General features: G+C 69.7%; 19 protein-coding genes and 1 pseudogene. 7 read left to right on the top strand and 13 right to left on the bottom strand.

Features of this window, described 5'->3' with window-relative positions:
* Positions 1-10 precede the first annotated feature (10 nt).
* Both KVT44_RS25195 and KVT44_RS25190 read right to left on the bottom strand, forming a co-directional pair.
* Positions 11-973, bottom strand: a complete 963-nt coding sequence (locus KVT44_RS25195; protein WP_190170561.1) for a carbohydrate ABC transporter permease — start codon at positions 971-973, stop codon at positions 11-13.
* A 4-nt stretch (positions 974-977) separates the two neighbouring features.
* Positions 978-1,901 (bottom strand): carbohydrate ABC transporter permease, encoded by a 924-nt coding sequence (locus KVT44_RS25190; RefSeq protein WP_217568755.1) that lies wholly within the window; start codon positions 1,899-1,901, stop codon positions 978-980.
* A gap of 283 nt (positions 1,902-2,184) precedes the next feature.
* Here KVT44_RS25190 and KVT44_RS25185 point away from each other — a divergent pair, with 283 nt between their 5' ends.
* Positions 2,185-3,177, top strand: coding sequence for a LacI family DNA-binding transcriptional regulator (locus tag KVT44_RS25185; RefSeq protein ID WP_060896767.1), 993 nt, complete (start codon positions 2,185-2,187; stop codon positions 3,175-3,177).
* 129 nt (positions 3,178-3,306) lie between these two features.
* On the opposite strand, the gene KVT44_RS25180 is transcribed toward KVT44_RS25185, so the two are convergent.
* The 6 genes and pseudogenes from KVT44_RS25180 to KVT44_RS25160 all read right to left on the bottom strand — a co-directional run bounded on the left by KVT44_RS25180 (position 3,307) and on the right by KVT44_RS25160 (position 8,247).
* Positions 3,307-3,870 (bottom strand): cysteine hydrolase family protein, encoded by a 564-nt coding sequence (locus KVT44_RS25180; RefSeq protein ID WP_217568753.1) that lies wholly within the window; start codon positions 3,868-3,870, stop codon positions 3,307-3,309.
* 79 nt (positions 3,871-3,949) lie between these two features.
* Positions 3,950-5,242 carry a cytochrome P450 gene (locus KVT44_RS25175; protein WP_217568751.1) on the bottom strand — a complete coding sequence of 431 codons (1,293 nt, stop codon included), beginning with the start codon at positions 5,240-5,242 and terminating at the stop codon, positions 3,950-3,952.
* A gap of 55 nt (positions 5,243-5,297) precedes the next feature.
* Positions 5,298-5,474 (bottom strand): hypothetical protein, encoded by a 177-nt coding sequence (locus KVT44_RS61090; protein ID WP_368857592.1) that lies wholly within the window; start codon positions 5,472-5,474, stop codon positions 5,298-5,300.
* Between the two features lie 6 nt (positions 5,475-5,480).
* Positions 5,481-5,705, bottom strand: a complete 225-nt coding sequence (locus KVT44_RS61085) for an oxidoreductase C-terminal domain-containing protein (protein ID WP_368857593.1) — start codon at positions 5,703-5,705, stop codon at positions 5,481-5,483.
* A gap of 78 nt (positions 5,706-5,783) precedes the next feature.
* Positions 5,784-6,909: pseudogene (locus KVT44_RS61080) on the bottom strand (FAD-dependent oxidoreductase); the annotation flags it as partial.
* A 483-nt stretch (positions 6,910-7,392) separates the two neighbouring features.
* On the bottom strand, positions 7,393-8,247 hold the full coding sequence (locus KVT44_RS25160; RefSeq protein ID WP_217568749.1) for a class I SAM-dependent methyltransferase: 855 nt from the start codon (positions 8,245-8,247) through the stop codon (positions 7,393-7,395).
* A gap of 481 nt (positions 8,248-8,728) precedes the next feature.
* On the opposite strand from KVT44_RS25160, the gene KVT44_RS25155 reads away from it, so the two are divergent.
* A complete protein-coding gene (locus KVT44_RS25155) occupies positions 8,729-8,977 on the top strand; it encodes a hypothetical protein (RefSeq protein WP_217568747.1) in 249 nt (82 codons plus the stop codon).
* Between the two features lie 18 nt (positions 8,978-8,995).
* Here the strand turns inward: KVT44_RS25155 and KVT44_RS25150 are convergent, their stop codons facing one another.
* The gene (locus KVT44_RS25150; RefSeq protein WP_217568745.1) at positions 8,996-9,448 is read right to left on the bottom strand and encodes a CbrC family protein; all 453 of its coding nucleotides are present in this window, start codon (positions 9,446-9,448) and stop codon (positions 8,996-8,998) included.
* A 224-nt stretch (positions 9,449-9,672) separates the two neighbouring features.
* Here KVT44_RS25150 and KVT44_RS25145 point away from each other — a divergent pair, with 224 nt between their 5' ends.
* Positions 9,673-10,416 (top strand): leucine-rich repeat domain-containing protein, encoded by a 744-nt coding sequence (locus KVT44_RS25145; RefSeq protein ID WP_217568743.1) that lies wholly within the window; start codon positions 9,673-9,675, stop codon positions 10,414-10,416.
* A 16-nt stretch (positions 10,417-10,432) separates the two neighbouring features.
* Here the strand turns inward: KVT44_RS25145 and KVT44_RS25140 are convergent, their stop codons facing one another.
* Complete coding sequence (locus KVT44_RS25140; protein WP_217568741.1) at positions 10,433-13,426, bottom strand: glycosyl hydrolase; 2,994 nt, start codon at positions 13,424-13,426, stop codon at positions 10,433-10,435.
* Between the two features lie 250 nt (positions 13,427-13,676).
* On the opposite strand from KVT44_RS25140, the gene KVT44_RS25135 reads away from it, so the two are divergent.
* Both KVT44_RS25135 and KVT44_RS25130 read left to right on the top strand, forming a co-directional pair.
* Positions 13,677-14,369 (top strand): response regulator transcription factor, encoded by a 693-nt coding sequence (locus KVT44_RS25135; RefSeq protein ID WP_099918795.1) that lies wholly within the window; start codon positions 13,677-13,679, stop codon positions 14,367-14,369.
* Positions 14,366-16,234: a cell wall metabolism sensor histidine kinase WalK gene (locus KVT44_RS25130; RefSeq protein WP_217568739.1), complete on the top strand. Its 1,869-nt coding sequence runs from the start codon at positions 14,366-14,368 to the stop codon at positions 16,232-16,234. Before KVT44_RS25135 ends, KVT44_RS25130 begins: the two co-directional genes overlap by 4 nt.
* A gap of 204 nt (positions 16,235-16,438) precedes the next feature.
* Here KVT44_RS25130 and KVT44_RS25125 read toward each other — a convergent pair whose 3' ends face one another.
* From KVT44_RS25125 to KVT44_RS25115, 3 genes are all read right to left on the bottom strand, one after another.
* Positions 16,439-16,615, bottom strand: a complete 177-nt coding sequence (locus tag KVT44_RS25125) for a hypothetical protein (RefSeq protein WP_217568737.1) — start codon at positions 16,613-16,615, stop codon at positions 16,439-16,441.
* A 112-nt stretch (positions 16,616-16,727) separates the two neighbouring features.
* On the bottom strand, positions 16,728-18,629 hold the full coding sequence (locus KVT44_RS25120) for a long-chain fatty acid--CoA ligase (RefSeq protein WP_190170549.1): 1,902 nt from the start codon (positions 18,627-18,629) through the stop codon (positions 16,728-16,730).
* Between the two features lie 283 nt (positions 18,630-18,912).
* Positions 18,913-19,788, bottom strand: a complete 876-nt coding sequence (locus KVT44_RS25115) for a carbohydrate kinase family protein (RefSeq protein ID WP_217568814.1) — start codon at positions 19,786-19,788, stop codon at positions 18,913-18,915.
* 531 nt (positions 19,789-20,319) lie between these two features.
* Between KVT44_RS25115 and kstD the strand changes: the two genes are divergently transcribed.
* Both kstD and KVT44_RS25105 read left to right on the top strand, forming a co-directional pair.
* Entirely contained in the window at positions 20,320-22,053 is a 1,734-nt protein-coding gene (gene kstD / locus KVT44_RS25110) for a 3-oxosteroid 1-dehydrogenase (protein WP_308314098.1), read from the top strand.
* 235 nt (positions 22,054-22,288) lie between these two features.
* A complete protein-coding gene (locus KVT44_RS25105) occupies positions 22,289-23,962 on the top strand; it encodes an alkaline phosphatase family protein (RefSeq protein WP_308314093.1) in 1,674 nt (557 codons plus the stop codon).
* The last annotated feature ends 28 nt before the right edge of the window (positions 23,963-23,990 follow it).

The following is a 23,990-nucleotide window of genomic DNA, read 5'->3' as shown; positions in this document are numbered from 1 at the left end:
TGAGGGCGGGCTATTCCTTGACGCTTCCGGCGGCGAGCCCGGACTGCCAGTACTTCTGGAGCAGCAGGAACGCGGCGATCAGCGGCACGATGGTGAGCAGCGAACCGGTGATCACCAGGTTGAAGATCACGTCGCCACCGATCGTCTGGGCCTGGGAGTTCCAGGCGTCCAGGCCCAGGGTCAGGGGGTACCAGTTCGGGTCCTTGAGCATGATCAGCGGCAGGAAGTAGTTGTTCCAGGTCGCGACCGTGGTGAACAGCAGGACGGTCACGGTGCCAGGAGCGAGCAGCGGCATGGCGACCTGGAAGAAGGTGCGGATCTCGCCCGCTCCGTCGATGCGGGCGGCCTCCATCAGTTCGGTGGGGATGGCCTCGGTGGCGAAGACCCACATCAGGTACAGGCCGAACGGCGAGACGAGCGAGGGGATGATCACCGCCCACGGTGTGTCCGTCAGCCCCATCTTGCTGAACATCAGGAAGGTGGGCACCGCCAGCGCGGTGCCCGGGACGGCGACGGCACCGATGACCACGGCGAAGACGGCGCGCTTTCCGGGGAACTTGAACTTCGCCAGCGCGTAGCCGCCCAGGATCGCCAGGAGGGTCGCGCCGCCGGCGCCGAGCACGACGTACAGCAGGGTGTTCAGCAGCCAGCGGACGAAGATGCCGTCGTGGTACGTGAACGTGTCGTGGATGTTTTCCCAGAGGGCGAACTTGTGGCTGAACCACAGGCCGGACGAGGTGGCGAGCCCGTCCTGGGTCTTGGTGGCGCTGATGACCAGCCACACCAGGGGCACCACGGTGTAGAGCATGATCAGGCCGGTGAGCACGGTCAGCAGGACGCTGCGCTTGGGGCGTCCGGGAGTGTGCTTGCGCCGTGTGCGCAGTCGGGGCGTGTTCTTGGAACCGCCGGACTGACCGGACTGAGCGGACGGGGGCTGGGAGGCGGTGGTGACGGGGCTGCTCGTGCTGCTCATCGGGTCACGCTCCCTTGCGCATGCCGCGGAGCTGCACGACATAGGCGATGACCATGGTGATCAGCCCCATGATGATGGCGACCGCCGCGGAGTAGTTGTGCTGCTGTCCGTTGAAGGACAGTGAGTACGTGTAGTAGTTCGGGGTGTAGTCCGTTGTGATGGCGTTGCGCGCCAGCGGCCGCAGGATGCTCGGCTCGTTGAAGAGCTGGAAGCTGCCGATGATCGAGAAGATCGTCGCGATGACCAGGGCGCCGCGGATGGCGGGGAGCTTGATGGCCGAGATGATGCGGATCTGCCCGGCGCCGTCGATCTCCGCGGCCTCGTACAGCGAGCTCGGGATGACCCGCAGCGCGGAGTAGAAGATCAGCATGTTGTAGCCCACGAACTCCCAGGTGACGATGTTGCCGATCGACGCCAGGACCAGGTCCGCGGAGAGGGGGTCGGGCAGGGTGACGTCGAAGGCGCTGTTGATGTCACCGACCAGACCGAACCGGGTGCCGTACATGAAGCCCCACATCAAGGTGGCGACCACGGCGGGCACCGCGTACGGCAGGAAGATCGAGATCCGGAAGAAGTTCCTGCCGTACAGCCGGCCGCTGTCCAGCGCGAGTGCGACGAGCAGGGCGATCCCCAGCATGATCGGCACCTGGATCAGCAGGAACAGCGAGACCCGCTCCAAGGAGGACCAGAACTGGTCGTCCTGGAGAGCCTGCTTGTAGTTGTCCAGGCCGACGAAGGACGTTCCCCCGATGAGCTTGTCACGGAAGAGGCTGAGGTAGATCGAATAGGCGATCGGAGCCAGGAAGACGAAGGCGAAGACCACTGCGAAGGGGCCGATGAACCCCCATCCTGTCCAGGAGCGGCGGTCCCCTTTCGGAGGCCGGTCCGGGCGCCGTGCCACGCCCGCAGGGGGTTGAAGCGTCGTCATGTCGTTCCTCGCTCGTCCATCTCGGAACCGGCGTCTCACGCCGTCGCGATGTTTACGTAAACATGCAGTCCCCCTTCGCGTCGAGGGCTGTTATGTTTACGTAAACATCTGATGGCGGCATGTCTACACTGCGCCAATGTCGGTGGTCAAGGGTCGTCTGACGAAACGGCGACCCGGGTAACAAAGGAGACGGGTGGACACTGCGGACAGCGCCTCGACGGGGACGGAACGGTCCCGCGGGCGCAAGGGAAAACGGGCGGTGCGTCGCACGCAGACCGCGTCCATGGCGGATGTCGCACGCCTGGCCGGGGTCTCCTCGCAGACGGTTTCCCGCGTGTCCAATGGTTACGCGGGTGTGAACGAGGAGACCCGTGAACAGGTGCTGGCGGCGATGAAGGAACTGGGCTACCGGCCCAACAGTGCCGCCCGGGCCCTCAAGCGCGGTGAGTTCCGCACCATCGGCGTCATCACCTTCAACCTCTCCACCACGGGCAACATGCGCACCCTGGAGGCGATCGCCACCTCCGCGGCGCAGGAGGGCTACGCCGTCACGCTGCTGCCGGTCGCCGTGCCCACCCAGGACGAGGTGCGCGGCGCCTTCTCCCGGCTCGGGGAACTCGCCGTCGACGCCGTCATCGCCATCATGGAGGTGCATCTGCTCGACGCGGCGACCATCTCCCTGCCCCCGCACGTGCAGGTCGTCGTCGCCGACTCGGACGCGGGCGACCGCTACGCGGTGGTCGACACCGACCAGGCCGGGGGAGCCCGGGCCGCCGTACGCCACCTTCTGGACCTCGGCCACAGCACGGTCTGGCATCTGGCCGGCCCCGAGGAGTCCTTCGCGGCACAGCGCCGCACCGATGCCTGGCACGCCGCCCTGACCGAGGCGGGCCGCGTTCCGCCGCCCCTCGTACGCGGCGACTGGTCGGCGGAGTCCGGCTACCGCGCGGGCCTGCGGCTCGCCGACGAGCGCGACTGTACGGCGGTGTTCGCCGCCAACGACCAGATGGCACTGGGCCTCCTGCGGGCCCTGCACGAACGCGGCCGGAAGATCCCCGACGACGTCAGCGTCATCGGCTTCGACGACATCCCCGAGGCCGGCTCCTTCCTGCCGCCGCTGACCACGGTCCACCAGGACTTCGCCGAGGTGGGACGCCTGTGCGTCGAGGGTGTCCTGCGGCGGATGCGCCACGGCGGGCCGGAACACGGCACCACGCTCGTCCCCACGAAGCTGGTGGTGCGGGGGAGCACGGCGCCGCCGGCCGGGGATGCGTGAGGTCCCGTGCCGAGAGCCGAGCGGCAAGGAGCGACACCGAGCGGCACTGAGCGGCAGGGATTCCGTGGCCGCTTCAGCCTCCCGCTAGGTCCTGTCGTCGCGGGGCAGACGGGAATTTGACGACAGGGCCTAGCGCGGTGCGAGGGCTTTGAGCCAGTCCTCGACGGTGACGACATCCGCCCATTGCGGGAACAGCTTCTCGGTGAGGATCCGGTGGACCTCGGGGTCGGTGTCGAGGCAGGCATCCGCCAGGACGGTGAGGTCGAAGTCCAGGTCGATGGCGTGGCACAGGGTGGACAGCACCACACCGCTGGTGGCGATGCCGGTGAGAACAAGGCTGTCGATGTCACGAGCCCTGAGTACCAGGTCGAAGTCGCTGCCCGAGAACGCGCTCCCTCGCCGCTTGGTGACCACGATGTCGCCCTGCTGAGGCGCGACGTCGTGGTGGATCTCGGTGCCGGGGTCACCCGCGGTGAACAGGCCGGCCCGCACGGCGGCGGTGAGGACCCTGTTGCGGGGGTTGACTTCCGGATTGCCCGGCCGTAACTCGATGACCACGTAGATCACGGGGATGCCCGCCGCGCGGGCACCGTCGATCGCATTGCGCAGGCGCGGCAGATATCCGGAGCCGTCGTCGGCGATGCCCACGATGTCCCGTTGGACGTCCATCACGAGGAGCGCGCTGTTCGCCATGCTTGCCGTCCCTTCGTCACGGGAAACTAGAGCAAGTCTGGGGGATCGACCGAGCCGCGTTGGGGAATCGCGGAGATCCTCATGCGGGGTTGACACCGTCGATCTCGACCGGAAGGTGACGCGGGCCGCGCAGACTGGGGCTCGCGCGGTAGGGCGGTGGGTCGGCGACGAGTCGGGGGTTCTTCAGCCGGCGCGCCAGCTGGGTGAGAGCGATCTGTGTCTCGGGACGGGCCAACGGGGCACCGAAGCAGTAGTGGATGCCGCCGCCGAAGCCGAGGTGCTCGTTGTGCTCGCGATCGGGATCGAAGCGGTCGGGGTCCGTGACGAAGTCGGGGTCGCGGCTGCCGGAGGCGAGCACGAGGGCCACCGGTGAGCCCTTGAGGATGGTGGTGCCGGCGATCTCCATGTCGTCGAGCGTGTTCCGGCCGCTGGACAGAAACTGCACCGGTGGCTCGTAGCGCAGGAGTTCCTCGACCACCCGGGCTGCCAGATCGGGTTCGTCGCCGCGACGTATCCGGTCGAGTACCTCGGGGTGGCGCAGGAGGGTGAGCATGCCGTTGGTGACGAGGTTGACGGTCGTCTCGTGGCCGGCGACGAGCAGCAGGGCCGCGTTGCTCAGTATCTCTTCGTGTGACATCTCTTCGTGCGACATCCCTTGGTGTGACATCGGCGGCTCGTCGCCGTCACCGCTGAGCAGTCCGGAGAGCAGGTCGTCGCCCCGTCGGCCGTGGCGGGCGTCGAGGAGCTGGGCGAAGTACTGGCCGAGGTCGGCAACGGCCTTCGCGCGTCGGCGCTGCCGCTCCGCGATCCCGCCGGTGGTCGGATCGGCGGTTTCGATGACCGCGCCGGACATCACCTGGAATCGCGGTTCGTCCTCGCGGGGTACTCCCAGGAGCTCGCAGATCACCGTGACCGGGAACGGATAGGCGAAGTCGTCGACGATGTCGACCTGGACCGTGCCGGACCCGTCCTCGCCTGTGAAGTCGTCGATCAGCCTCGTCACGATCCCGAGCAGGTCGGACATCATGCCGTCGATACGTCCCGGGCGGTGGGGTGGGCCGAAGTTCCGCGTCAGCAGGCGCCGGATGCGGTCGTGCTCGGGCGGGTCGGTCCGGATGAAGTTGGGCGGCAGTCCGGGAAGGCCCTCTTCGTACTGCGCCGCGACATCGGCGCCGACCTCGGGGAGGTTGCGCGCGTCCGAGCTGAGCCGTGGGTCGTGGAGCAGAGACACGATCTCGCGGTAGGTGCTCACGACGTAGGTCCCGTCCTCCACCCGTACCACGGGCGTCTTGCGCAGCTCGGTGTAGAGCGGGTACGGATCGGCGCGTTGGGAGGGATCGAGGATCTGCTGCCAGGTGCTGGTCCGGGTCATGGAGAGCATCTCCCGCAACTCGGGGATCAGGGACGTGCGGTGGCCTGAGCAGGAGTCACAGGTACGTTCTGCGGACCAACGTGGCCCGCCGTTCACTGGGTCCGTGACCGGTCACCACGACCGTGGCCTGAGGGGTGGGCCGTTCCGGGACCTCGGCCGCGACCGGGCGCCCGTCGGTGGGCTGGTCGACGGTGCGGAAGGACGGCGGGAACGGCGCCGCCCGGTCGATCAAACCTGCCTAGAACTCCAGCCACTTGGCCTGGTTGAAGGCGACCGCCGCGGTGATCCGCCCGCGGTAGCCGTAGACGGCGACGAAGCGGCGCTCGGCCACCGATCCCTGGGCGATGACGACGTGATCGGCGTGGGTCGGGACGCCGACGGACTTGATCTCGGTGCCGAACTGGGTGGACCAGAACTCCGGCAGCGCCAGGTGCGGCCAACGCTCACTCTGGGCGCTGATCATGTTGTGCGCGGCGATCCCCGCCTGGGCGACGGCGTTGCCCCAGTGCTCCAGGGCGAGGTACTGGTAGTCGTAGACGGGGTGGGGGCAGCGGGCCACGTCGCCTGCGACGAACACATCGTCGGTCACGACGCCGTTGACGTCGACAGCGCGGCACCCCGCATCGCACGCCACGCCCCAGTCCCCTGCCGCCAGTCCCGAGCCTTCCAGCCACTCCACGTTGCGGATGCTGCCGAGAGCGGCCACCGCCACTTCGACGTCCAGAGTGTTGCCGTCGGACAGACGGGCGCGCCGCAGCCTCCCACTGCCATCGCCTTCCAGTGACTCGACTCTGACGCCGCACCGCAGGTCGACGCCGTTGTCGCGCTGCATCTGGGCCGCGACCCCGCCGATCACCGCGCCCAGCGCCCCGGACAGCGGGGCCGGGCCGCGCTCGAGTACGGTCACCTGCAGATCCAACTCGCGGCAGGCGGAGGCGACTTCACAGCCGGTGAACCCGGCGCCGATGACCAGTACCCGCGGGCCCGGCCGCCAGCCGCTGCCGCAACCCTTCCGCGTCTTCCGGCGTGTGCAGCGCGAACAGTCCGTCGAGCGCGGCCTCCGCCTCGTTCGGCCACGGGCGCGCCCGCACCCCGGTGGCGATGAGCAACCGGTCGAATCCCACCTTCGCGCCATCGGCCAGCAGCACCTGCTTGCCGCTCAGGTCGAGCCCCGTGGCCGCGACTCCGAACCGCCAGTGCGCGTCGAGTTCCTCGCGGCGGGGCAGCCCGGTCCGCCGCGCCGGAACCTGGCCCATGAGGACCTGCTTGGACAACGGCGGCCGGTCGTAGGGTGCGTGAGGCTCGTCCCCGATCATGGTCAGCGAACCGGTGAAGCCCTCCTGGCGCAGCGTCCGCCCAGCCCGCAGGCCGGCCAGGGACGCCCCGACGATGACGATGCGCCCCGTACGCTTGAACGCCTCCCCAGGGTCGGGGGCGGCCACGTGCGTCTCGGGCGCGGGCTCCCGGATCCGGGTGTCGTCACGGGTGCCGTCACGGTCGAGGAAGATGGCCTGGACGGGGCAGGCCGCCGCGGCCCGCACGATCTTCTCCCGCTGCGCGTCGTCCGGATCGGTGTCGTACAGCAGCGCCTCGTCCCCCTGGATGACAAACACATCCGGCGCGGCGAAAGCGCACTGTGCGTATCCCTGGCACCGGGTGAGATCCACGACAACCTTAATGTGGACGCCCCTTCCGAGCCCTGCGGATCGGCCGTTTCGTCCCCGCCCGCCCGCCCGCGCACGGACGTCGTCATGTCTGCTCTTTCAGTGGATCACGGTACGCCCGGGCCCGCATCCCGCTGCGGGCCGCCAGTCACGTCGCGTAGATCGCGGGCTCTGCGGGTCGACCGCTGGGACGAGCAGGACGATGGCCGCCGCATCCGGATACGACCGGAGCCGTGTCGACTGGACGAAACGGGCCGCATGGCCGACATTGCGGACGAGCAGGTCCCGACCGAGAAAGGGAGCTGAGCGCCGGCACTGTCTGGACTCGCCGCTGAAAGGGCCCTGCGACCCTCGGCTTTGACCGACCAGCTCCGTCACCTGCTGACGCCGGCTGAACGGGTCGAGTGGGATCGGCACGCGTTGCTGCTTCCCACCCGCACCATCACCTGATCCCTGGCTGCACGGCCTGCGTCCAGGCCGGCCGGATCACGGTTCGGCGGAGTTCTTTCCCCAGACGAAGACCTCGGTGCTCGGGAGGCGTTCGGAGAATCGTCCCGACGGGGACACCTTCCGCAGCAGGAGACGCAGGTCCGACTCGAAGGCGGCGCGGCGCGCGCCGAACAGGTGCGGAGCCGAGAACGACATCGAGAACACGCCCGCGACGACGTCATCGTACGTGCGCTCAAGCGCCTGCCCGCCGGGAACGACATGACGCCGGGGACCGGAGAATTCCGCGCGCGTGAGCACCGCCGCCTCGCCGCCGGGCGTGCCCTGCGGCAGCACTCCGCGCCCGGCGCGTCGTACCGGTCCGAGGTAGTGCCTGACCAACTCGTCCATCGCGGGATAGGGCACCGCCGGATACGGAAGACCGTCGACGGATCGACGCTCCGTCTTCAGATCCGAGATGTGCACGAACGCCCCGCCGGGCACGAGCATGTCCCTGATGGTGGCCGCCACCAGATCCTGATCCATCCAGTGGAAGGACTGGGCGAAGGTGGCCACGGTGAACGTCCCGAGACCTGCGGGCAGGTCCTCGGCCCGGACCCGCACCCACCGCGACTTTCCGCTCACCCCCGCCTCGGCGGCTCCACGCCGCGCTTCGGAGAGCATCCCGCTGTCCGGGTCCACACCGACGATCTCACCGAACAGGTGCGCCAGACTCAGTGCCAGGGTGCCCGGTCCGCATCCCACGTCGATCAGGCGCCCCCGACCGTCGAGTCGCAGGACCTCGGCGAGCACATCCGCGAGACCGGGTGCGTACGGGAGCCGTCCCCGTTGGTAGTAGGGGGCCGTCCCCGAGAACAACGTGTCGTCCCACTCCCAGCCGGCGACCACCGCCATCCGCCACCCTTCACAGAAACACAGGATTGCCCGACGGCGGTCGCCGCACCGGTCAACATAGCGAACGCACGAATTGCCGGACGACCAATTGCGTGTCGTACGGCGATGCCGCCCAGTCCGGCCGGAAGGCCGAGAGCGTGGATTCCTGCGGCTTCCCGACAAATGCCCGTCCACTTCGTTCATGGCGATCGCTTGGAAGTCCCGCCCTGGGGGCGGCGTTAGGCTCGGCTCGAACAGAGAGGGACGATGGTGGACCGGTGGCCTGGTGGCCCGGTGGCCCGAGGGTCCCGCCGCGGATCCGGAAGCGGCCCGGGAGCGCTACGACTCCGACATGCGGGCCTCGCGCAAGGCGTTGCGGGACTGCTTCTTCGCGGCCTGCGAGGTCTGGGCGCCGGGCCTATCGAGTGGCACTGATGCCGTCGGCGGAGCCCCGTGGTCTGCCGGGACGCGGAACGGCACGATCTTCGGCGGGGGGACTCTCATGACGAGCGGCAGCAAGTCCAGCACGGATGTCGGCGGCGGTCACATCGGACTGGTCGTGACGATCATTGCCCTGGTGGTCATTGCCAGTTTCTCGGGCCCTCGCCGGGCTTTGATCGTCGCAGCTTGTCTCACCGCCTGGTTCGTGCTTGTCCTGACCGTCATTCACATCAAAGGCGGACGTGGCGGAGAAGCGGTTCGACGGGCTTACGTTGCCACCTTCGGCTGGGGCGACTACGTCACTCCCTGAAAGGGCTGAACGACAAGCCTACGTAAAGTCCGTGTACCCGAGGTGAGTTGCGCAGACGCGGCATCGGAAGAGGTAGGCGGTGGGCCGGCCGCCGTCGGGACGGGCGGCGAGTTCGGCGGCTCCGACCGCGCCGAGGAACGCCGCACCGTCACCGCAGCGGAAATACCACTGAGGTTCCTGCCATCCGGGAAAACCCGGCGTACGGCTGTCCACCGCCACGAAGACCTCGATCGGTACGTCGTCGCCGACAGCGCCTCCCGTAAAGGTGGCCTCGTAGCGGCCGGCAGCCGTTCCGTCCGCGATGCACCATGGGCAGAGCCGATCGGCGAGGTCGTCGACGGAGTAGACGGGGCCCGTGTAGATGTATCCGCGTGCCTGCCCGCAACAGACGCACGTCGTGTCGGACGGTACGACCGCGCCCGTGGCGATGGGATCGGGATGGTAGGGGAATTCCGGCAGCGGCTCCGTCACAACCGGCGACGGTAACAGCTGCCGCGGCCACCCGGGCAGAAGGCAAAGCCCAAGCTCAGCAGGGGATTTGAGCTGCCGACCGCCAAATTCGCTGGGTAAGTCCGGGGAAGCGCCCGTATGTTGGCGCCATCACGCATGAGGCGGAGCGGGAGGTCGTCGTGAACCGTCGGAGCGATACATCGAGCCCGGAGCCGGATCAGGAGCCGAATCCGAATCCTAACCCGGTGGGACGTGAGTCCTACCAGGACACCTGCCGCTGCTTCGACCAGGTCCGCTCCCAGCCGCGCGCTCGCGTCGGCTTCCACACCGAACGGCAGGACACCTCGGCCCCCGGCTGGCAGCATCTGCTCGCGCTCATCGATGAGGCGTCCGCCGACGGCCGGGAGGAGTTCCGTCCGCTCGTCGAGCTCAACCCCCAGGAACGGCGGCAGATCGTGACTCTGCCGCCGACCATCGCCAAGCTGACGGCGGTCAAGCACCTCATGCTCTACGGCAGCAACCTCGTCCGCATCCCACCCGAGATCGGGGCGATGACCAGCCTGGAGGAGTTCACCCCGTACACCTCCTACCGACTGCACTGGTTCCCGTACGAGATCACCAGATGCACGAGGCTCACCAGGAGCACGGTGAGTACGCGCACTCTGTTCGGCAACTACAAGCTGCGGCCCCCCTTTCCGCGGCTTCAGTCTGCCGAGAGTGCGGTCGCCGGACTCGATACCGGCGACCTGGACCCACGCCGCTGGGGCACGACAGCCATCTCCTCATGCAGCGTCTGCGACCGAGCGGTCGAGCTCGGCGGGCTCCACCCGGTCTGGATCTCCCTGCGGGTGGCCACGGACGTTCTGCCCCTGCTGGTCAACGCGTGTTCGGCGCAGTGCGTGGCCGCACTTCCCCCGCCGGCCGAGGGTTACCTCCAGTCCGCGCACACAGGCGGCCCGGTCGGCCGGCCCTCGGCTGACTGGGACTGACCGGCACAGGGCCCGGTCAGTCGATCCGTGCCTCGCCGTACGGCACCAGCCGCACCGGCCCGAGCAGCCCGTACGACTGACGCGCCGTACCGCCGTAGACCGAGGGATCGCTGACCCGCAGCCGGTTGGAGAGCGGGGTGGCGACCTCGACCTCGATGACATTGACCCCGCGCCTGAGCACGTCGCCCAGGTCCACCACCGGATGGATCTGGTCCACGGGGTCGAGGCGGTGGCCGTTCACGGTGACCCGGCAGGTGTCGGTCACGGTGCCCAGTTCCAGGCGGGCACCGTGGCCGCCGGTCCACCCGTCGTCGAGGGTGACCGTGGTGCGGTAGCGGCCGATTCCGGAGACGTCCGCGAGCTCGGTGATCTGCGACCAGGGCAGCAGCGCGTCGAGGGTGAGGTCGTGCTCGACGACGGTGGTGCGGTAGGGCGTGTCGCCGGGCCGCCAGTCCTGGACGTGCAGCTGCCAGGAGGCGAGATCCATCGGCGCGGGGACGGTCTTGAGTGTCGTCCGCACGGTGCGGCCCGAGGACAGGACGGTGCTGTACGTGCCTGGCGTGGTCGCCCGGACGGTGAGTCCGGCGTCGGTGAAGCGCACCTCGTCCGCCTCGCTGCCGACCGCGTGCGGACGGCTGCCGGCGCGGTCGCCGAAGAGACCGGGGCGGCCGAGGGCCAGGATCAGGGTCTCGGCGGGCTGGAGGGTGACGCGAGCGGTGACAGTGTCGCCGTCCTCGGTGTAACGGGCGAGGCGCTCGGACTTACCGGTCCACGGGTCGAGGAGGTAGGGCACGGCGCCCGCGGTCGTGCGGCGCAGGGTGACCTCGTGGTCGATCGCGGCCACCGGCGGTTTGACGGTCTCGGCGTGCTTGCCGTTGCAGAGGTAGTAGTAGTCGACGCCGTCGGCCACGCGGTGGGCGTTGAGCAGGGTGGAGGAGGTCGCGTACCGGACGTCGGGTGCCACCTCGAGGTCGGCGAGAGCGGTGGGGACGGCCGACTTGTCGGTGACCTGGCGGACCAGTGGCTGGGCCAGCAACTCGGCCACCGCGGAACGCAGTTCGTCGCTCTCGCCGCTGTCCGGGACGCCGGATGACACGACCGTGTCCCAGGCGCCGAGCAGCACGACGGGCAGTCCGGCGCGGGCGAGGCGCAGCAGGGCGCGGGCGTCGGACAGCGCAAGGGTGACCGTGGAGCCGTAGAAGAAGTCGCCCTCGACGAACACGGCCTTGTACGCCGGGCCTTCGGGTGCGAGGCGCCCGTGGCGCACGGTGGCGGCGGGCAGGTCGAGCAGCGGCCCGCTGAGGAACTGGTGGGTCCAGCCCAGGGGGATGCCCGTCGCGGTGAACCAGGAGGCGCCGATGCCGGTGGCGGTGTACCCGGTCTGCCGGAACACCGCGACGTCGACGCGCGGGCGGCCGGTCTGCAGCACCTGGTGAACCCGGCCCAGGTACCCCGACACGTCCGCGACGTGCCGCCAGGTCGGATGTCGCGGGCCCCAGGACTCTCCATAGCCGACCGTCCCCTTGTACGGGGTGAAGGCGGCGTATCCGGGCCAGTTCACGCCCGGCAGCTCGGCGTAGGAGAAGCCGTGGACGACTGTCTGGTTGACCCCTGCCGCATAGGCGCCGCCCATGGTCCGCAGAAACTTCTGCCAGGTGGTGTTGTACGCGCCGCCGGCGTAGGCGCCCGCCTCGCAGGACAGCACGGTGTGCCCCGCCATGTCTCGGCCGCCCGCCAGGCAGCGGTAGTCGTCGAGGTTCTTGAAGCCGAGGGACTCGCCCTCGGGGATGTCCAGGAGCGCGGCCGAGGCGATCGCGTCGGTCTGCAGCCCGTAGGGCTGGGACCGCAGTTCGAGGCCGAGGGAATGGGCCCAGGCGCGCAGGGCCGTCACATGGTGCCGGTTGAAGAGGACGGACACTGTTTCCCAGAAGTCGTGCCGGATCTGCCGGGTGACGGCGGCTTCGAACGCGAAGACCTGGCTGCCGTGGTTGAGGATCACGGCGGGCAGCAGCGGCAGCAGGGAGCGGCCGGTGTGGGCGAGGAACGCGTCCGGGAGGCCGGGCGTCCACTGGAGGCCGTCGGTCTCCAGCTCGATGGAGTCCTCGAAGAGCGCCCCGCCGGAGACCTTGAGCAGGCGCCGCACGGTGGGGGAGAGGAGGTGGGCCTCCCAGAAGTCGGTCACCGCGCGTGTGCCGGCCGCGCTGAAGTGGTCGACCACGTACGCGGCCGGGGCGGTGTGCGGGCCGCCCTCCGGAGTCTGCCCGGAACCACGTACCCAGTAGGACACGATCACCCAGCTGCCGTCGTCGGGCGCGATCCAGGTGAGCGTGCCGTCGGTGACGGCGCCAGTGAGGTCCCGGACCGAGTCCAGGTCGAGCCCCGTCTCCTTGCGGGTGGAATTCGCGGTGTTCACCCGGGCCGCATGGACCAGGAGCAACTGCTGCCGGGTCACGCCCGAGGCGGCGGCGTATACCGGGGTCGGCACCGGACCGGAGTAGGCGGATCCCGCCGTCAACGTGGCCGTCCCGTAGGCGAGTTCCTTGACCGCCGCCTCGCTGTCCGGTGTGATGCCGGGGACCGCCGCCGGCCAGCTGGGGCCGATGGTCAGATCGACGGTGAGGCCGCGCCGGGCCGCCTGGCCGAGTGCCGCCTCCACTCCCGCCACCCACGCCGCGCTGCCCCAGCCGTGCCGCGCGGTGTCCAGGACCGAGGGGTCCGTGACGCTGTGATGGACCGCGGCTATCTCGGCCCCGCCGAAACCGGCGTCGGCGATCTGGTCGATCTCGCGTCTGATCTCGTCGGGCCGCACGAGGCCGTCGGGCCACCACCAGCGGAACTTCGGCCGCACGGCGCGCCCGGGCGACGCGAAGGGCGGCCCGACGGCGGTCGAGGCCCTCGCCACCGCGGGCAGGCTCCAGTCGAACGCACCGGCCGCGGCCGTGGCGACGGCGGCTCCGAGGAGAGCGCGGCGGGGAAGCCCCGAGCGGCGGGCCGGGGTGACGTTGCTCATGGATCTCGTCCACTCTCTCGGAGGGCAGCACAAACAGGACCCCTTCGGGGCCCACGCTTTTGAATCGTTTAAATCCTTCGGGAAGCTACGGCCCCGGATCGGAGAGCGTCAAGATCCGTGCACACCTTCGACCACAGTCGCGTCAGGTGGCGTGGGTGAGCTTCGCAGGCGGACATCAGGAAGTTGTCAGGGTGTGGGAAGACCCTCTCGCCTCCCCTTTTCCCGGGCGCAGGCGCTTACCATCGGCCACGTGTGCGCACATGTGCTGGTCGCGGAGGACGACGAGAAACAGGCGGAGCTGATACGCCGCTCACTGCTTCAGGAGGGACACACCGCGACCGTGGTCCACGACGGCGGGGCCGCGCTCGACGAGGTACGGAGGCACAAGCCCGACCTCGTCGTCCTCGACCTGATGCTGCCCGTGATCGACGGCTTCGGCGTATGCCGGGTGCTACGCCGGGACGACGACATCCCCGTCCTCATGCTCACCGCCCGTTCCGCCGAGGAAGACGTCCTGCTCGGCCTGGAACTCGGCGCCGACGACTACATGACCAAGCCGTACAGCCCGCGCGAGCTGATGGCCCGTATCCGCACGGTCCTGCGGCGCAGCGGGCGCCCGGCCGAAGAGCAGGACCGGGCCGTACGGGCCGCCGGAATCACCGTCGACCCGGTACGGCACGAGGTGCACTGCGACGGTGCGCGCGTGGAGTGCACCCCGGGCGAGTACGAGATCCTGCGCGCCATGACCGCGGAACCCGAGCGGGTCTTCTCCCGGCGGCAGTTGCTCCAGTGCACCCGCGGTATCGACCGGGCCTCCACCGAACGGGCCATCGACGTGCACATCATGAACCTGCGCAAGAAGATCGAGCCCGATCCCCGCCGCCCGGTGCGGCTGCTCACCGTGTTCGGCGTCGGTTACAAGCTCAGCGGTGGGCGCGGGTGAGCTCCGGCATACCGCTGCGCAAGAGGCTGCTCGTACGGCTGATGATCACCTCGGTGCTCATCGCCCTCTGCTCGGTCGCGGCGACGGCGTGGCTGGCGGTGCAGACGACGACCCGCGCCATCCAGGAGGAGCAGGGACAGGTCCTCGCCGACGACACGGACATCCTCCGGCAGCTCAGCGGATACGCAGCCACCCACCCGAGCTGGTCGGGCGTCCAGGCCACCGTGCGCCGGCTGTCGGCCGCCACGGGGCGACGGATCGCGCTGACGACGGCGGACCGTACGCCGATCGCCGACTCCGCCAGGTCCCGCACCGCCCTACCGCCCGGGGCCGCCGCCACCGTCGACCCCCTGCACACCGACACCTACTCGGAGCCAGGGGCCCAGCTCAGTGGCGTCGACCCGCGCGCGGTGGGGCCCTACCGGCTGACGCCCCTGGAGCGGGCACGGCTGGGCAAGCTGGCGACGCTGCGGCAGAAGTGCGCCGCGCGCAACGGAGTCGACACCACGATCACCTGGACGCCGAGCGGTCGGCCCGTCCTGTCGGACGAGAACGGGATCCTCCCGAACTCGACCGTGCCCGACGTGTGCGCGGACGGACAGCTCAACACCCTGACCCACACCGAGGAGACGGCGCTGACCAGGCTGACGAGCCTCGCCGAGGCATGCCTGCGGCGCAAGGACCTTGCTCTGCCCGAGAAGGGGTTCATCTCGCTGGAGTTCTCCAGCCAGGCCCCGCAACCGCAGTTCGCCCTGGGGGGGAAGGCCGTGGGCGGGCATCCCACGGCGATCGGGGCGAAGGGGAGCGAGTGCGTCGCCGAAGCGCGTCGGGAGCAGCTCGACCCCGATGTCGCGCCCGTCGCCGAGCTGTTCCTGGGCACGGGGGACAGCGCCCTCCCGCACTTCGACATGTCGAACGCCAACAAGGCCAAGATCGTCGGAGTCACCGGTCTCGTCCTGGCCCTCACCGTGGCCGTGACCGCGCTGGTCGCCACCCGACTCGTACGCCCGCTGCGCGCGCTCACGCAGGCCGCCCAGCAGCCGTTGGAACAGCATGTACGGGTGCCCGTCACCACCCGCGACGAGACGGGCATCCTGGCGGTCGCCTTCAATGAGCTGACCGAGCGCCGGGAACGGATGGAGGCCCAGCGCAAGGCGATGGTCAGCGACATCGCGCATGAGTTGCGTACCCCGCTCACCAACATCCGCGGCTGGCTCGAGGTGACCCGCGACGGCATCGTCGACCCCGACCCGGAACTGCTCGCCTCCCTGCACGAGGAGGCGGTACTGCTCCAGCGGGTCATCGACGATCTCCAGGACCTCGCGGCGGCCGACGCGGGCACTCTCGCGCTGCACCGCGAGGCGGTCCGAGCCGACGAGCTGCTCGCACAGGTCGCCGCGGCGCATCGGGTGGGCGCGGCGGCCGTGGGCATCGGGCTGCGGACGGGGACGGACGGGACGTCCGCGCCGACGGGGAGCGGGACTGCGTGGATCGACGCGGATCCGGTCCGGATGCGGCAGGCGCTCGGCAATCTGGTGTCCAACGCGATCCGGCACACACCGGACGGCGGCACGATCACCCTCTCCGTCCGGGAGGAGGAAGACCAGGTCGTCCTCGAGGTGGCCGACACCGGCAGCGGTATCGCCGCGGAGGATCTGCCCAGCGTCTTCGACCGGTTCTGGCGGGCCGAGAAGTCCCGCAGTCGGCGGACCGGCGGCAGTGGGCTCGGCCTGTCCATCGTCCGCCAGCTCGTGGCCGCCCACGGGGGTACCGTCGCGGTGGCGAGTGAACTCGGCGCCGGTTCGGTCTTCACCCTGAGGCTGCCCGCCACCGACCCTCCGGTTGACGCGGACGAGGTCCGCTGACCTGCGCAGGGTGGTGGTGGCGGTACCAGGATCCGCGTTCCCCCGTACAGGAGGGATCTGGTTGCCCCGGCGTCCTGGGAGCACTGTGGTCACATGAACACCACCAGGATGCCGGGGGCCAGAATTCGTGTCACGCCCCTGCGGTCGCTCGCGGGACGCACCTATGTCCCGCGCCGCGGAGGAAGTGGAAGAGGCGCGGAGAGGTCACGCGGGTCGGGAAGTCAGGTTCCAGCCGTCCAGGTGGCCGGGGTCGACGGTGAAGACGCCGGGAGTGTTGTCCATGACGCGGAGCCTCCAGGTGCCGTCGGCGGGGAGTGCCGAGGCGTCGACGGTATAGGTCGCGTGCGGCTCGGCGCCGGTGTCCGAGGCGAAGTCCTTCACTAGGGCCCGTCCTGCGGATCAGGCTGATGACCTCGCCGCCGATGAAGTCGTGGACGAGGTCGACGGAGACTGGCCACTTCCCGACCGGGGGAAGTGGCCAGTGCGGAGTACCTCACCGGAATACGTTGTCGGAATCGTCCCAGATCGAGGGCTCGCTCGGCGTGTACTCCCGCGGGAGCCTCGACGAGGTCTGGTACATCGCGTCGATCTCGGCGGCGAAACGCCGTGAGATGGCGTCCCGGCGCAGCTTCATCGACGGGGTCAGCAGGCCGTTGGTCTGGTCGAAGGGTTCGGCGAGAACACGGAAGACCCGGATCGACTCGGAGCGGGACACGGTGCTGTTGGCCGCGGCCACGGCGCGTCTGACCTCCTCCCGCAGTTCGTTCTCCTCCCGTGCGTCCCGTGCCGACGCGCCCCCCTTGGACCAGGCTCCGCGCCAGTGCGCGAGGAAGTCGGGATCAAGGGTGATGAGGGCGCCCACACAGGGCCGGTTGTCGCCCACGACGACCGCCTGATGGATCAACGGGTGGACGCGCAGCCTCTCTTCGAGGGCCGCGGGAGCCACGCTCTTGCCGCCGCTCGTGATGATGACGTCCTTCTTGCGGCCGGTGATGGCCAGATACCCCTCGGCGTCGAGGCGACCGAGGTCGCCCGTGGCCAGCCAGCCGTCCTGGAACGCGGCGTACGTGGACGGGGGATCGTTGACGTAGCCCTGGAACACCGAGGGCCCCCACACCAGGATCTCCCCGTCCTCGGCCACCCGGATGTCCGTACCGGGCAGGGCGCGGCCGACCGTTCCGAACTTCTCGCGCCCCACGGGCTGGGCCGTGATGCCACCGCTCGTCTCGGTGAGCCCGTACCCGTCGTGGATGACGATCCCGATGCCCGCGTAGAAGAGGGCGAGTTCACGGTTGAGCGGGGAGCCGCCCGACACCGCGCCGCACACTCGTCCCCCCAGGGAGGCCCGCAGCTTCCGGTAGACGGTCTTCTCGTAGAGGGTGTGCTGCAGGCGCAGGTCGAAGCCGGGGCCGGAGCCCGTGCCCAGTCGCTGGCGTTCGGTGGCCGCGGCGAAGTCCTTCGCCGTCTGGACGGCGCGCTCGAACAGGGCTCCGCGGCCCGTCCGTTGCGCCGTACGCAGGAAGTTCTTGTAGAGCTTCTCGAAGACGAACGGAACGGCGTAGAGATAGGTCGGGCGGAAGGAGAGGAGCGCCGCGGAGAGCGTCTCCTCACTGACATCGGGCTCGTGACCCAGCAGGATGCCGCCCCGCAGACAGAGCCCTTGGACCATGATGCCGTACACGTGCGAGAAGGGCAGGAAGGCGAGGACGGCGGGCTGCTCACCAGGGGGAGCAGCCGTGTGTCTCCAGCCCGCGAGGAGGGTGTCGCAGGGGCTGGCGAGGTTACGGTGGGTGAGGGCGCAGCCCTTGGGGTGCCCGGTCGTCCCGGAGGTGTAGGCGATGACCGCGGTCGAGTCGGGCAGCACGATGCGGCGCAGCGAGTCCACCGTCGTCGTCGGGATCGCCCGGCCCCGCGCGACCAGCTGTGCCAGGGCCCCGGTGTCCAACTGCCAGACGTGGCGCAGCGACGGGATCGACGCGCATGCCGAGCCGACCGTCATGATCCCCTGCTCGTCCTCGACGACCACGGCGACACAGCCCGCGTCCTGGAGGATCCACGCGACCTGCTCGTGCGACGAAGTCGGGTAGATCGGCACGACCTCGGCGCCGACCGCCCACAGCGCGTAGCTGAGGACGGTCCACTCGTAGCGCGTACGTGCCATGACGGCCACCCGGTTCCCCGGGCGCAGGCCGGACACGACCAACCCCCGTGCCAGGTCGACCACTTCGTCCCACAGCTCGGCCGCGGTCACCGTCGTCCAGATGCCGGGATCGTCGTCGAGACGGCGTGCGATCTGCGGCAGATCCGGCTCGCGGCGAGCCGTTTCGAAGAGACTGTCGGCGAGTCCACCCTGCATCACTGTCGCAGCCGGTGAAGGATTTTCGAACGCGTGCATCGCCGCTCCAGAATTCTCCCCGGCACGACCCCACCGAGAGGCTCCGGTGCCGAGGATTCACGAATCTAGCCCAGACCGACCACGACTGTGTCGGATTCAGGCAGCAGTTCGTCTACCGATGAGGTTACGGTCGCATCAGGGACCGGTCAGGACGGCCCCGCGGCGGCGGCAACGCCCGCGACAGCCCCGACAGCGGCTGCGATCCGGCAGCCCAGGAGGCGAGCAGCCGAACGCTCCCCGTCACGCCGGTGCTTGCACCGGATCACCTAGGGACGGCTTCCGGTCATGCGCGGCTCAGGAGCGACTCCCGGGAGATGAGGGCGGTCGAGCCCGGTGCCGTACAGGCGTGGGCACCCGCGATCGCCCCTAGCCGGGCGCACTCCCGTACGTCGCGGCCGGCGATCCTGCCGTACAGGAAGCCGCACACGTACGCGTCGCCCGCGCCGTTGGAGTCCACCACCGGAGCGGACGGGACGGCCGCCGGAATGTGACATGGGTCGGGGCCGCCGTCTCTGGTGAGGATGTAGGAGCCGTCCGCGCCCGCCGTGGCGACCACCGTGTGGGCCCGCCCGGCGCGGAGGATCTCCCGCATCAGCGCGGGGGCTTCGTCGCCCACGCCCGCCGCGCTGAAGAAGACGAGATCGGAGCGGAGGGCGAACTCCCGATGGTGGTCCGCGAGGCCGTCCCAGTCGTGCAGATCGGTGGAGACGGGGACACCGAGGTCCTCGATGTCGTCGTAGAGGAAGTGCCCGAAGTTCATGATGGAGAGGTGGACGTGGCGGGTGCGCCGCAGCGGCGGTAGGTAGAAGTCCCGGGGCATCCGCAGATCCGCCGGGTCGCGGCCGTCGTAGAAGGACATCCGGCGGCCGGACGCGTCCACCAGGTTGACCGCGCGCCGCGTTCCGGCGGGGGAGATCAGTGGGAGGAAGTCGACACCGCCCTTGGCCATCCGCTCGCGCACCTGTGCGCCGATCCAGTCGTCACCGATGCAGTCGAGCAATGCGACCTTGAGGCCCAGCGCCCGTGTGCCGAGGGCGACGTTCCCTCCGGTGTGACCGGGCCACTCCTCGATCGGGCCGACATGGACGGAGTCGGCGAGCGGGACCGGCAGGGAGTCGACGCGGACGATGGTGTCCACGCCGGTGCCGCCGATCACCAGGACGTCGTATTTCCCGTCCTGGTCGTATGCGCTGTACGGGTCGTGGTCGTGGTCGCCGTTCCGGTTGCTTTCCGCGTGCTGTGGGATCACAGATCCATCTGCCCTCTCCTTCCCCGCCGCCCCCAGTATGGCGGGCCAATTACTTGAGGTTCGGCGCTTCCAGCGGGAATTGCCTGACGGTTCGTACAACTTCCGCCTGCAGGTGATTGACTCGGGCGGCTGGGCGTGGAGGGCGAAGCTGATTCTCACCACGGCATCGCGCTCGCCCACGTGCCGTGACCGACGCAACGGCCGCCGACCGCCCGGCGTAGCCCTTGACTTCACAAGACCACCGCGCGACATTCCTGACTCCGCATCAGAACCGGGACGCAGAAGGCCCGTTGCCTCCCGGGGCACAGCACGCTCGCCCATTCCTTCGCCCGGCTGGAGCGCCCTGCCATGTCCACGAACGCGGACCCTGTGAGACGTACCGAAGCCTCCTCTGCGTACTTCACCGCTTCCACCTCCGGACCCGGCCCGTCGCGTCGCCGGGTGCTCGGCGCGGCGACGGGAGCCGGGCTCGCGCTCGCGGCCGGTCTGCCAGGTGCCGCGGACGCGGCCGACCTGCCTCTGCTCGGCACGTACGACGTGGTGGTGATCGGCTCCGGAGCGGCGGGGATGACCGCCGCGCTGACGGCTGCGAAACAGGGGCTGAGCTGCGTCGTCGTCGAGAAGGCGCCCACGTTCGGGGGATCGGCGGCGCGTTCGGGCGCGGGCGTCTGGATCCCGAACAACCCGGTGATCCTCGCCGCGGGGGTACCGGACACCCCGGCGAAGGCCGCCACCTACCTCGCGGCGGTGGTCGGCCCCGACGTCTCCGCCGCACGCCAGCAGGCCTTCCTCGGCAGCGGCCCCGCCATGATCTCCTTCGTCATGGCGAACAGCCCGCTCCGTTTCCGCTGGATGGAGGGGTACAGCGACTACTACCCCGAACTCCCCGGCGGCCTGCCCGGTGGCCGCTCCATCGAACCCGACCAGCTCGACGGCAACATCCTCGGTGCCGAACTCGCCCATCTGAACCCGTCGTACATGACCGTACCGACCGGCATGGTCGTCTTCAGCTCCGACTACAAGTGGCTCACGCTCGCCGCGGTCAGCGCGAAGGGTGCCGCCGTCGCCGCCACCTGCCTGGCCCGCGGCACCCAGGCGGCCCTGCTCGGCCAGAAGCCCCTCACCATGGGCCAGTCGCTGGCGGCCGGTCTGCGTGCCGGACTGCTCGCGGCCCAGGTTCCGGTGTGGCTGAACACCCCGCTCTCCGACCTGTACCTGGAGAACGGAACCGCCACGGGAGCCGTGGTCACCAGGAACGGCACCCCGGGCCTGATCAGAGCCCGGCACGGGGTGATCGTCGGATCCGGCGGCTTCGAGCACAACGCGGCCATGCGCGACCAGTACCAGCGACAGCCCATCGGCACCGAGTGGACGGTCGGCGCCAAGGAGAACACCGGCGACGGCATCCAGGCGGGTCAGCGGGCCGGCGCGGCGCTCGACCTGATGGACGACGCATGGTGGGGCCCGGCGATTCCGCTGCTCGACCAGCCGTACTTCTGCCTCGCCGAACGCACCCTGCCCGGCGGGCTCCTCGTCAACGCCGCCGGCGCGCGCTTCGTCAACGAAGCGGCCCCCTACAGCGACGTCGTGCACATCATGTACGACCGTGACAGCGGCGCGCCCGACATCCCGGCGTGGCTGATCGTCGACCAGAACTACCGTAACCGCTACCTCTTCAAGGACGTGCTGCCGACCTTCACGTTCCCCGATACGTGGTACACGTCCGGCGCCGCCCACAAGGCGTGGACCCTCGACGCCCTCGCGGCACAGATCGGCATGCCCGCCGCCGCGCTCCGCGCCAGCGTCAACCGCTTCAACAGCCTTGCCCTGAACGGCAACGACACCGACTTCCACCGTGGCGACAGTGCCTACGACCACTACTACACCGACCCCGCGATCCTCCCCAACTCCTGCCTGGCGCCCCTGTGGCTCGCCCCCTACTACGCCTTCAAGATCGTTCCGGGTGACCTGGGTACGAAGGGCGGCCTGCGCACGGATGCCCGGGCGCGGGTACTGCGGCCGGACGGATCCGTCATCCCGGGCCTTTACGCCGCCGGAAACGCCAGCGCGGCCGTCATGGGCCACAGCTACGCGGGCGCGGGTTCGACGATCGGCCCGGCGATGACCTTCGGCTACATCGCCGCGTTGGACATCGCGGCCGGCGCGGGCGCCTGAAGGATGTGCGGGGCTCCGACAGGCCGCGGGGTGCCCGGGGAGCCGACGCCGCCGCCCGAGCGGAACTCGCGGGAACCCCCGGGAACTCGGGTGCCAGGCAGTCTTTGCGTGCGCAGTTGGGTTTCTTGGGCATTACGGGACACGTGAGTCTGCTTCCGTACATGTTGCGCGTCTCCTATGTCGGTGCATGGTTCGCAGGTTTCACCTGCTCCGCACAGCCAGAGGAGAACGACCCGTGTTCCGACGTCCTGCCCGCCCCGTCACCGCGGCCGTCGCCGCGCTCGCGGCCGTCGGCGGCCTCACCGCCACCGCGGCCGCCGCCGCACCCGCCGCCGCCACACCCACCTCCGCGCACTCGCCCGCGCACGTCGCGCGCCATGTCCTGCTGTTGTCGATCGACGGCCTGCACCAGTCCGACCTGGCCTGGTACGTCGCACGTCACCCGAAGTCCGCGCTCGCGCGGCTCGCCACCGGTGGGGTCGAGTACACCCACGCGAGGACCACCGACCCCTCCGACTCGTTCCCCGGCCTGGTCGGCCAGCTCACCGGCGGGAACCCGGGCACCACGGGCATCTACTACGACGACGGCTACAGCTCCGCACTCCTCCCGGCCGGAACGACCCACTGCGCGGGCGCCAAGCCCGGCGCCGAGGTCGACTTCACCGAGGACCTCGACCGCGACAAGAACTCCATCGACGCCGGCCAAGGCCTCGCCGGCCTGCCCGGCAGCATCCTCAAGATGACCGGCGCCGCCCGCGGCCTCATCGACCCGTCGAAGCTGCCGGTCGACCCCAAGACCTGCAAGCCCGTGTACCCGCACTCGTATCTGAAGGTGAACACGGTCTTCAACGTGGTCAGAAAGGCCGGACTGCGGACCGCCTGGTCCGACAAGCACGTCGCGTACGAGATCCTCAACGGCCCCTCCGGCGACGGCGTCCAAGACCTTTTCGCCCCCGAGATCAACAGCCAGGCGATCGGCTATCCGGCAGGCACGGACTGGACGAAGGACAACGCGGCGACGGAGCAGTACGACGGATACAAGGTGAAGGCCGTCCTCAACGAGATCGACGGCTACGACCACGGCCGCACCCACAGGACCGGCACCCCGGCGGTCTTCGGCATGAACTTCCAGTCCGTCTCGACCGCCCAGAAGCTGCCCGCCTCCGAGGGCCTGACGGGCGGCTACGCGGCGAAGGGTGTCCCCGGTCCGCTGCTGGCCAAGAACCTGGCCTTCGTGGACCAGGAGGTCGGAGCGTTCCTCACCGAACTGCGCGAGCAGCACCTGGACGGCAACACGACCGTCATCCTCTCCTCCAAGCACGGCCAGTCACCGACCGACCCCAAGGCCCTGACCCGTATCGACGACGGCCCCCTGCTCGACGGCCTCAACGCCGCATGGAAGAAGGCCCACCCGGGCGCCGGTGACCTGGTCGCCCACTCCGTGGACGACGACGCCATGCTCCTCTGGCTCAACGACCGCTCGCAGGCCGCCACCGCCTTCGCCAAGGCGTACCTGCTCGCCCAGTCCGGCACCGGCAACGACATCACCGGCAAGGCCAAGCCCTTCACCGCGAGCGGCCTGAAGACCCTGTACGCCGGTGCGGCGGCCGCCCGGTATTTCCACGTCAAGGCGGGCGACTCGCGCGTGCCGGACCTGTTCGGCATCGCCCGATACGGCGTCGTCTACACCGGCGGCAAGAGCAAGATCGCCGAGCACGGCGGCGCCCACGCCGACGACCTCGACGTCCCGCTCGTCGTCTCGGGCGCCGCCACCCCGCACGGCGTGCGCGTCAGCGGCCCGGTGAAGACCACGCAGATCGCCCCGACGATCCTGCGACTGCTCGGCCTCAACCCCCGGGCCCTGGACGCCGTACGCGTCGAGCACACCGCGACCCTGCCGGTGCGCTGACCCCACCCCGACGCTCCACCGACGGGAC

Origin of the sequence: Streptomyces sp. GbtcB7 (genome assembly GCF_019091445.1) — a bacterium.
Classification (GTDB): domain Bacteria; phylum Actinomycetota; class Actinomycetes; order Streptomycetales; family Streptomycetaceae; genus Streptomyces; species Streptomyces mirabilis.
Note: the sequence above shows the minus strand (reverse complement) of the source record. Positions and strands in the feature narration are given on the sequence as shown.

Coding starts and splice junctions, on each gene's coding strand:
- KVT44_RS25195 (WP_190170561.1), bottom strand. CDS start 973: ATGAGCAGCACGAGCAGCCCCGTCACCACCGCCTCCCAGCCCCCGTCC.
- KVT44_RS25190 (WP_217568755.1), bottom strand. CDS start 1,901: ATGACGACGCTTCAACCCCCTGCGGGCGTGGCACGGCGCCCGGACCGG.
- KVT44_RS25185 (WP_060896767.1), top strand. CDS start 2,185: ATGGCGGATGTCGCACGCCTGGCCGGGGTCTCCTCGCAGACGGTTTCC.
- KVT44_RS25180 (WP_217568753.1), bottom strand. CDS start 3,870: ATGGCGAACAGCGCGCTCCTCGTGATGGACGTCCAACGGGACATCGTG.
- KVT44_RS25175 (WP_217568751.1), bottom strand. CDS start 5,242: ATGACCCGGACCAGCACCTGGCAGCAGATCCTCGATCCCTCCCAACGC.
- KVT44_RS61085 (WP_368857593.1), bottom strand. CDS start 5,705: ATGATCAGCGCCCAGAGTGAGCGTTGGCCGCACCTGGCGCTGCCGGAG.
- KVT44_RS25160 (WP_217568749.1), bottom strand. CDS start 8,247: ATGGCGGTGGTCGCCGGCTGGGAGTGGGACGACACGTTGTTCTCGGGG.
- KVT44_RS25155 (WP_217568747.1), top strand. CDS start 8,729: ATGACGAGCGGCAGCAAGTCCAGCACGGATGTCGGCGGCGGTCACATC.
- KVT44_RS25140 (WP_217568741.1), bottom strand. CDS start 13,426: ATGAGCAACGTCACCCCGGCCCGCCGCTCGGGGCTTCCCCGCCGCGCT.
- KVT44_RS25120 (WP_190170549.1), bottom strand. CDS start 18,629: ATGCACGCGTTCGAAAATCCTTCACCGGCTGCGACAGTGATGCAGGGT.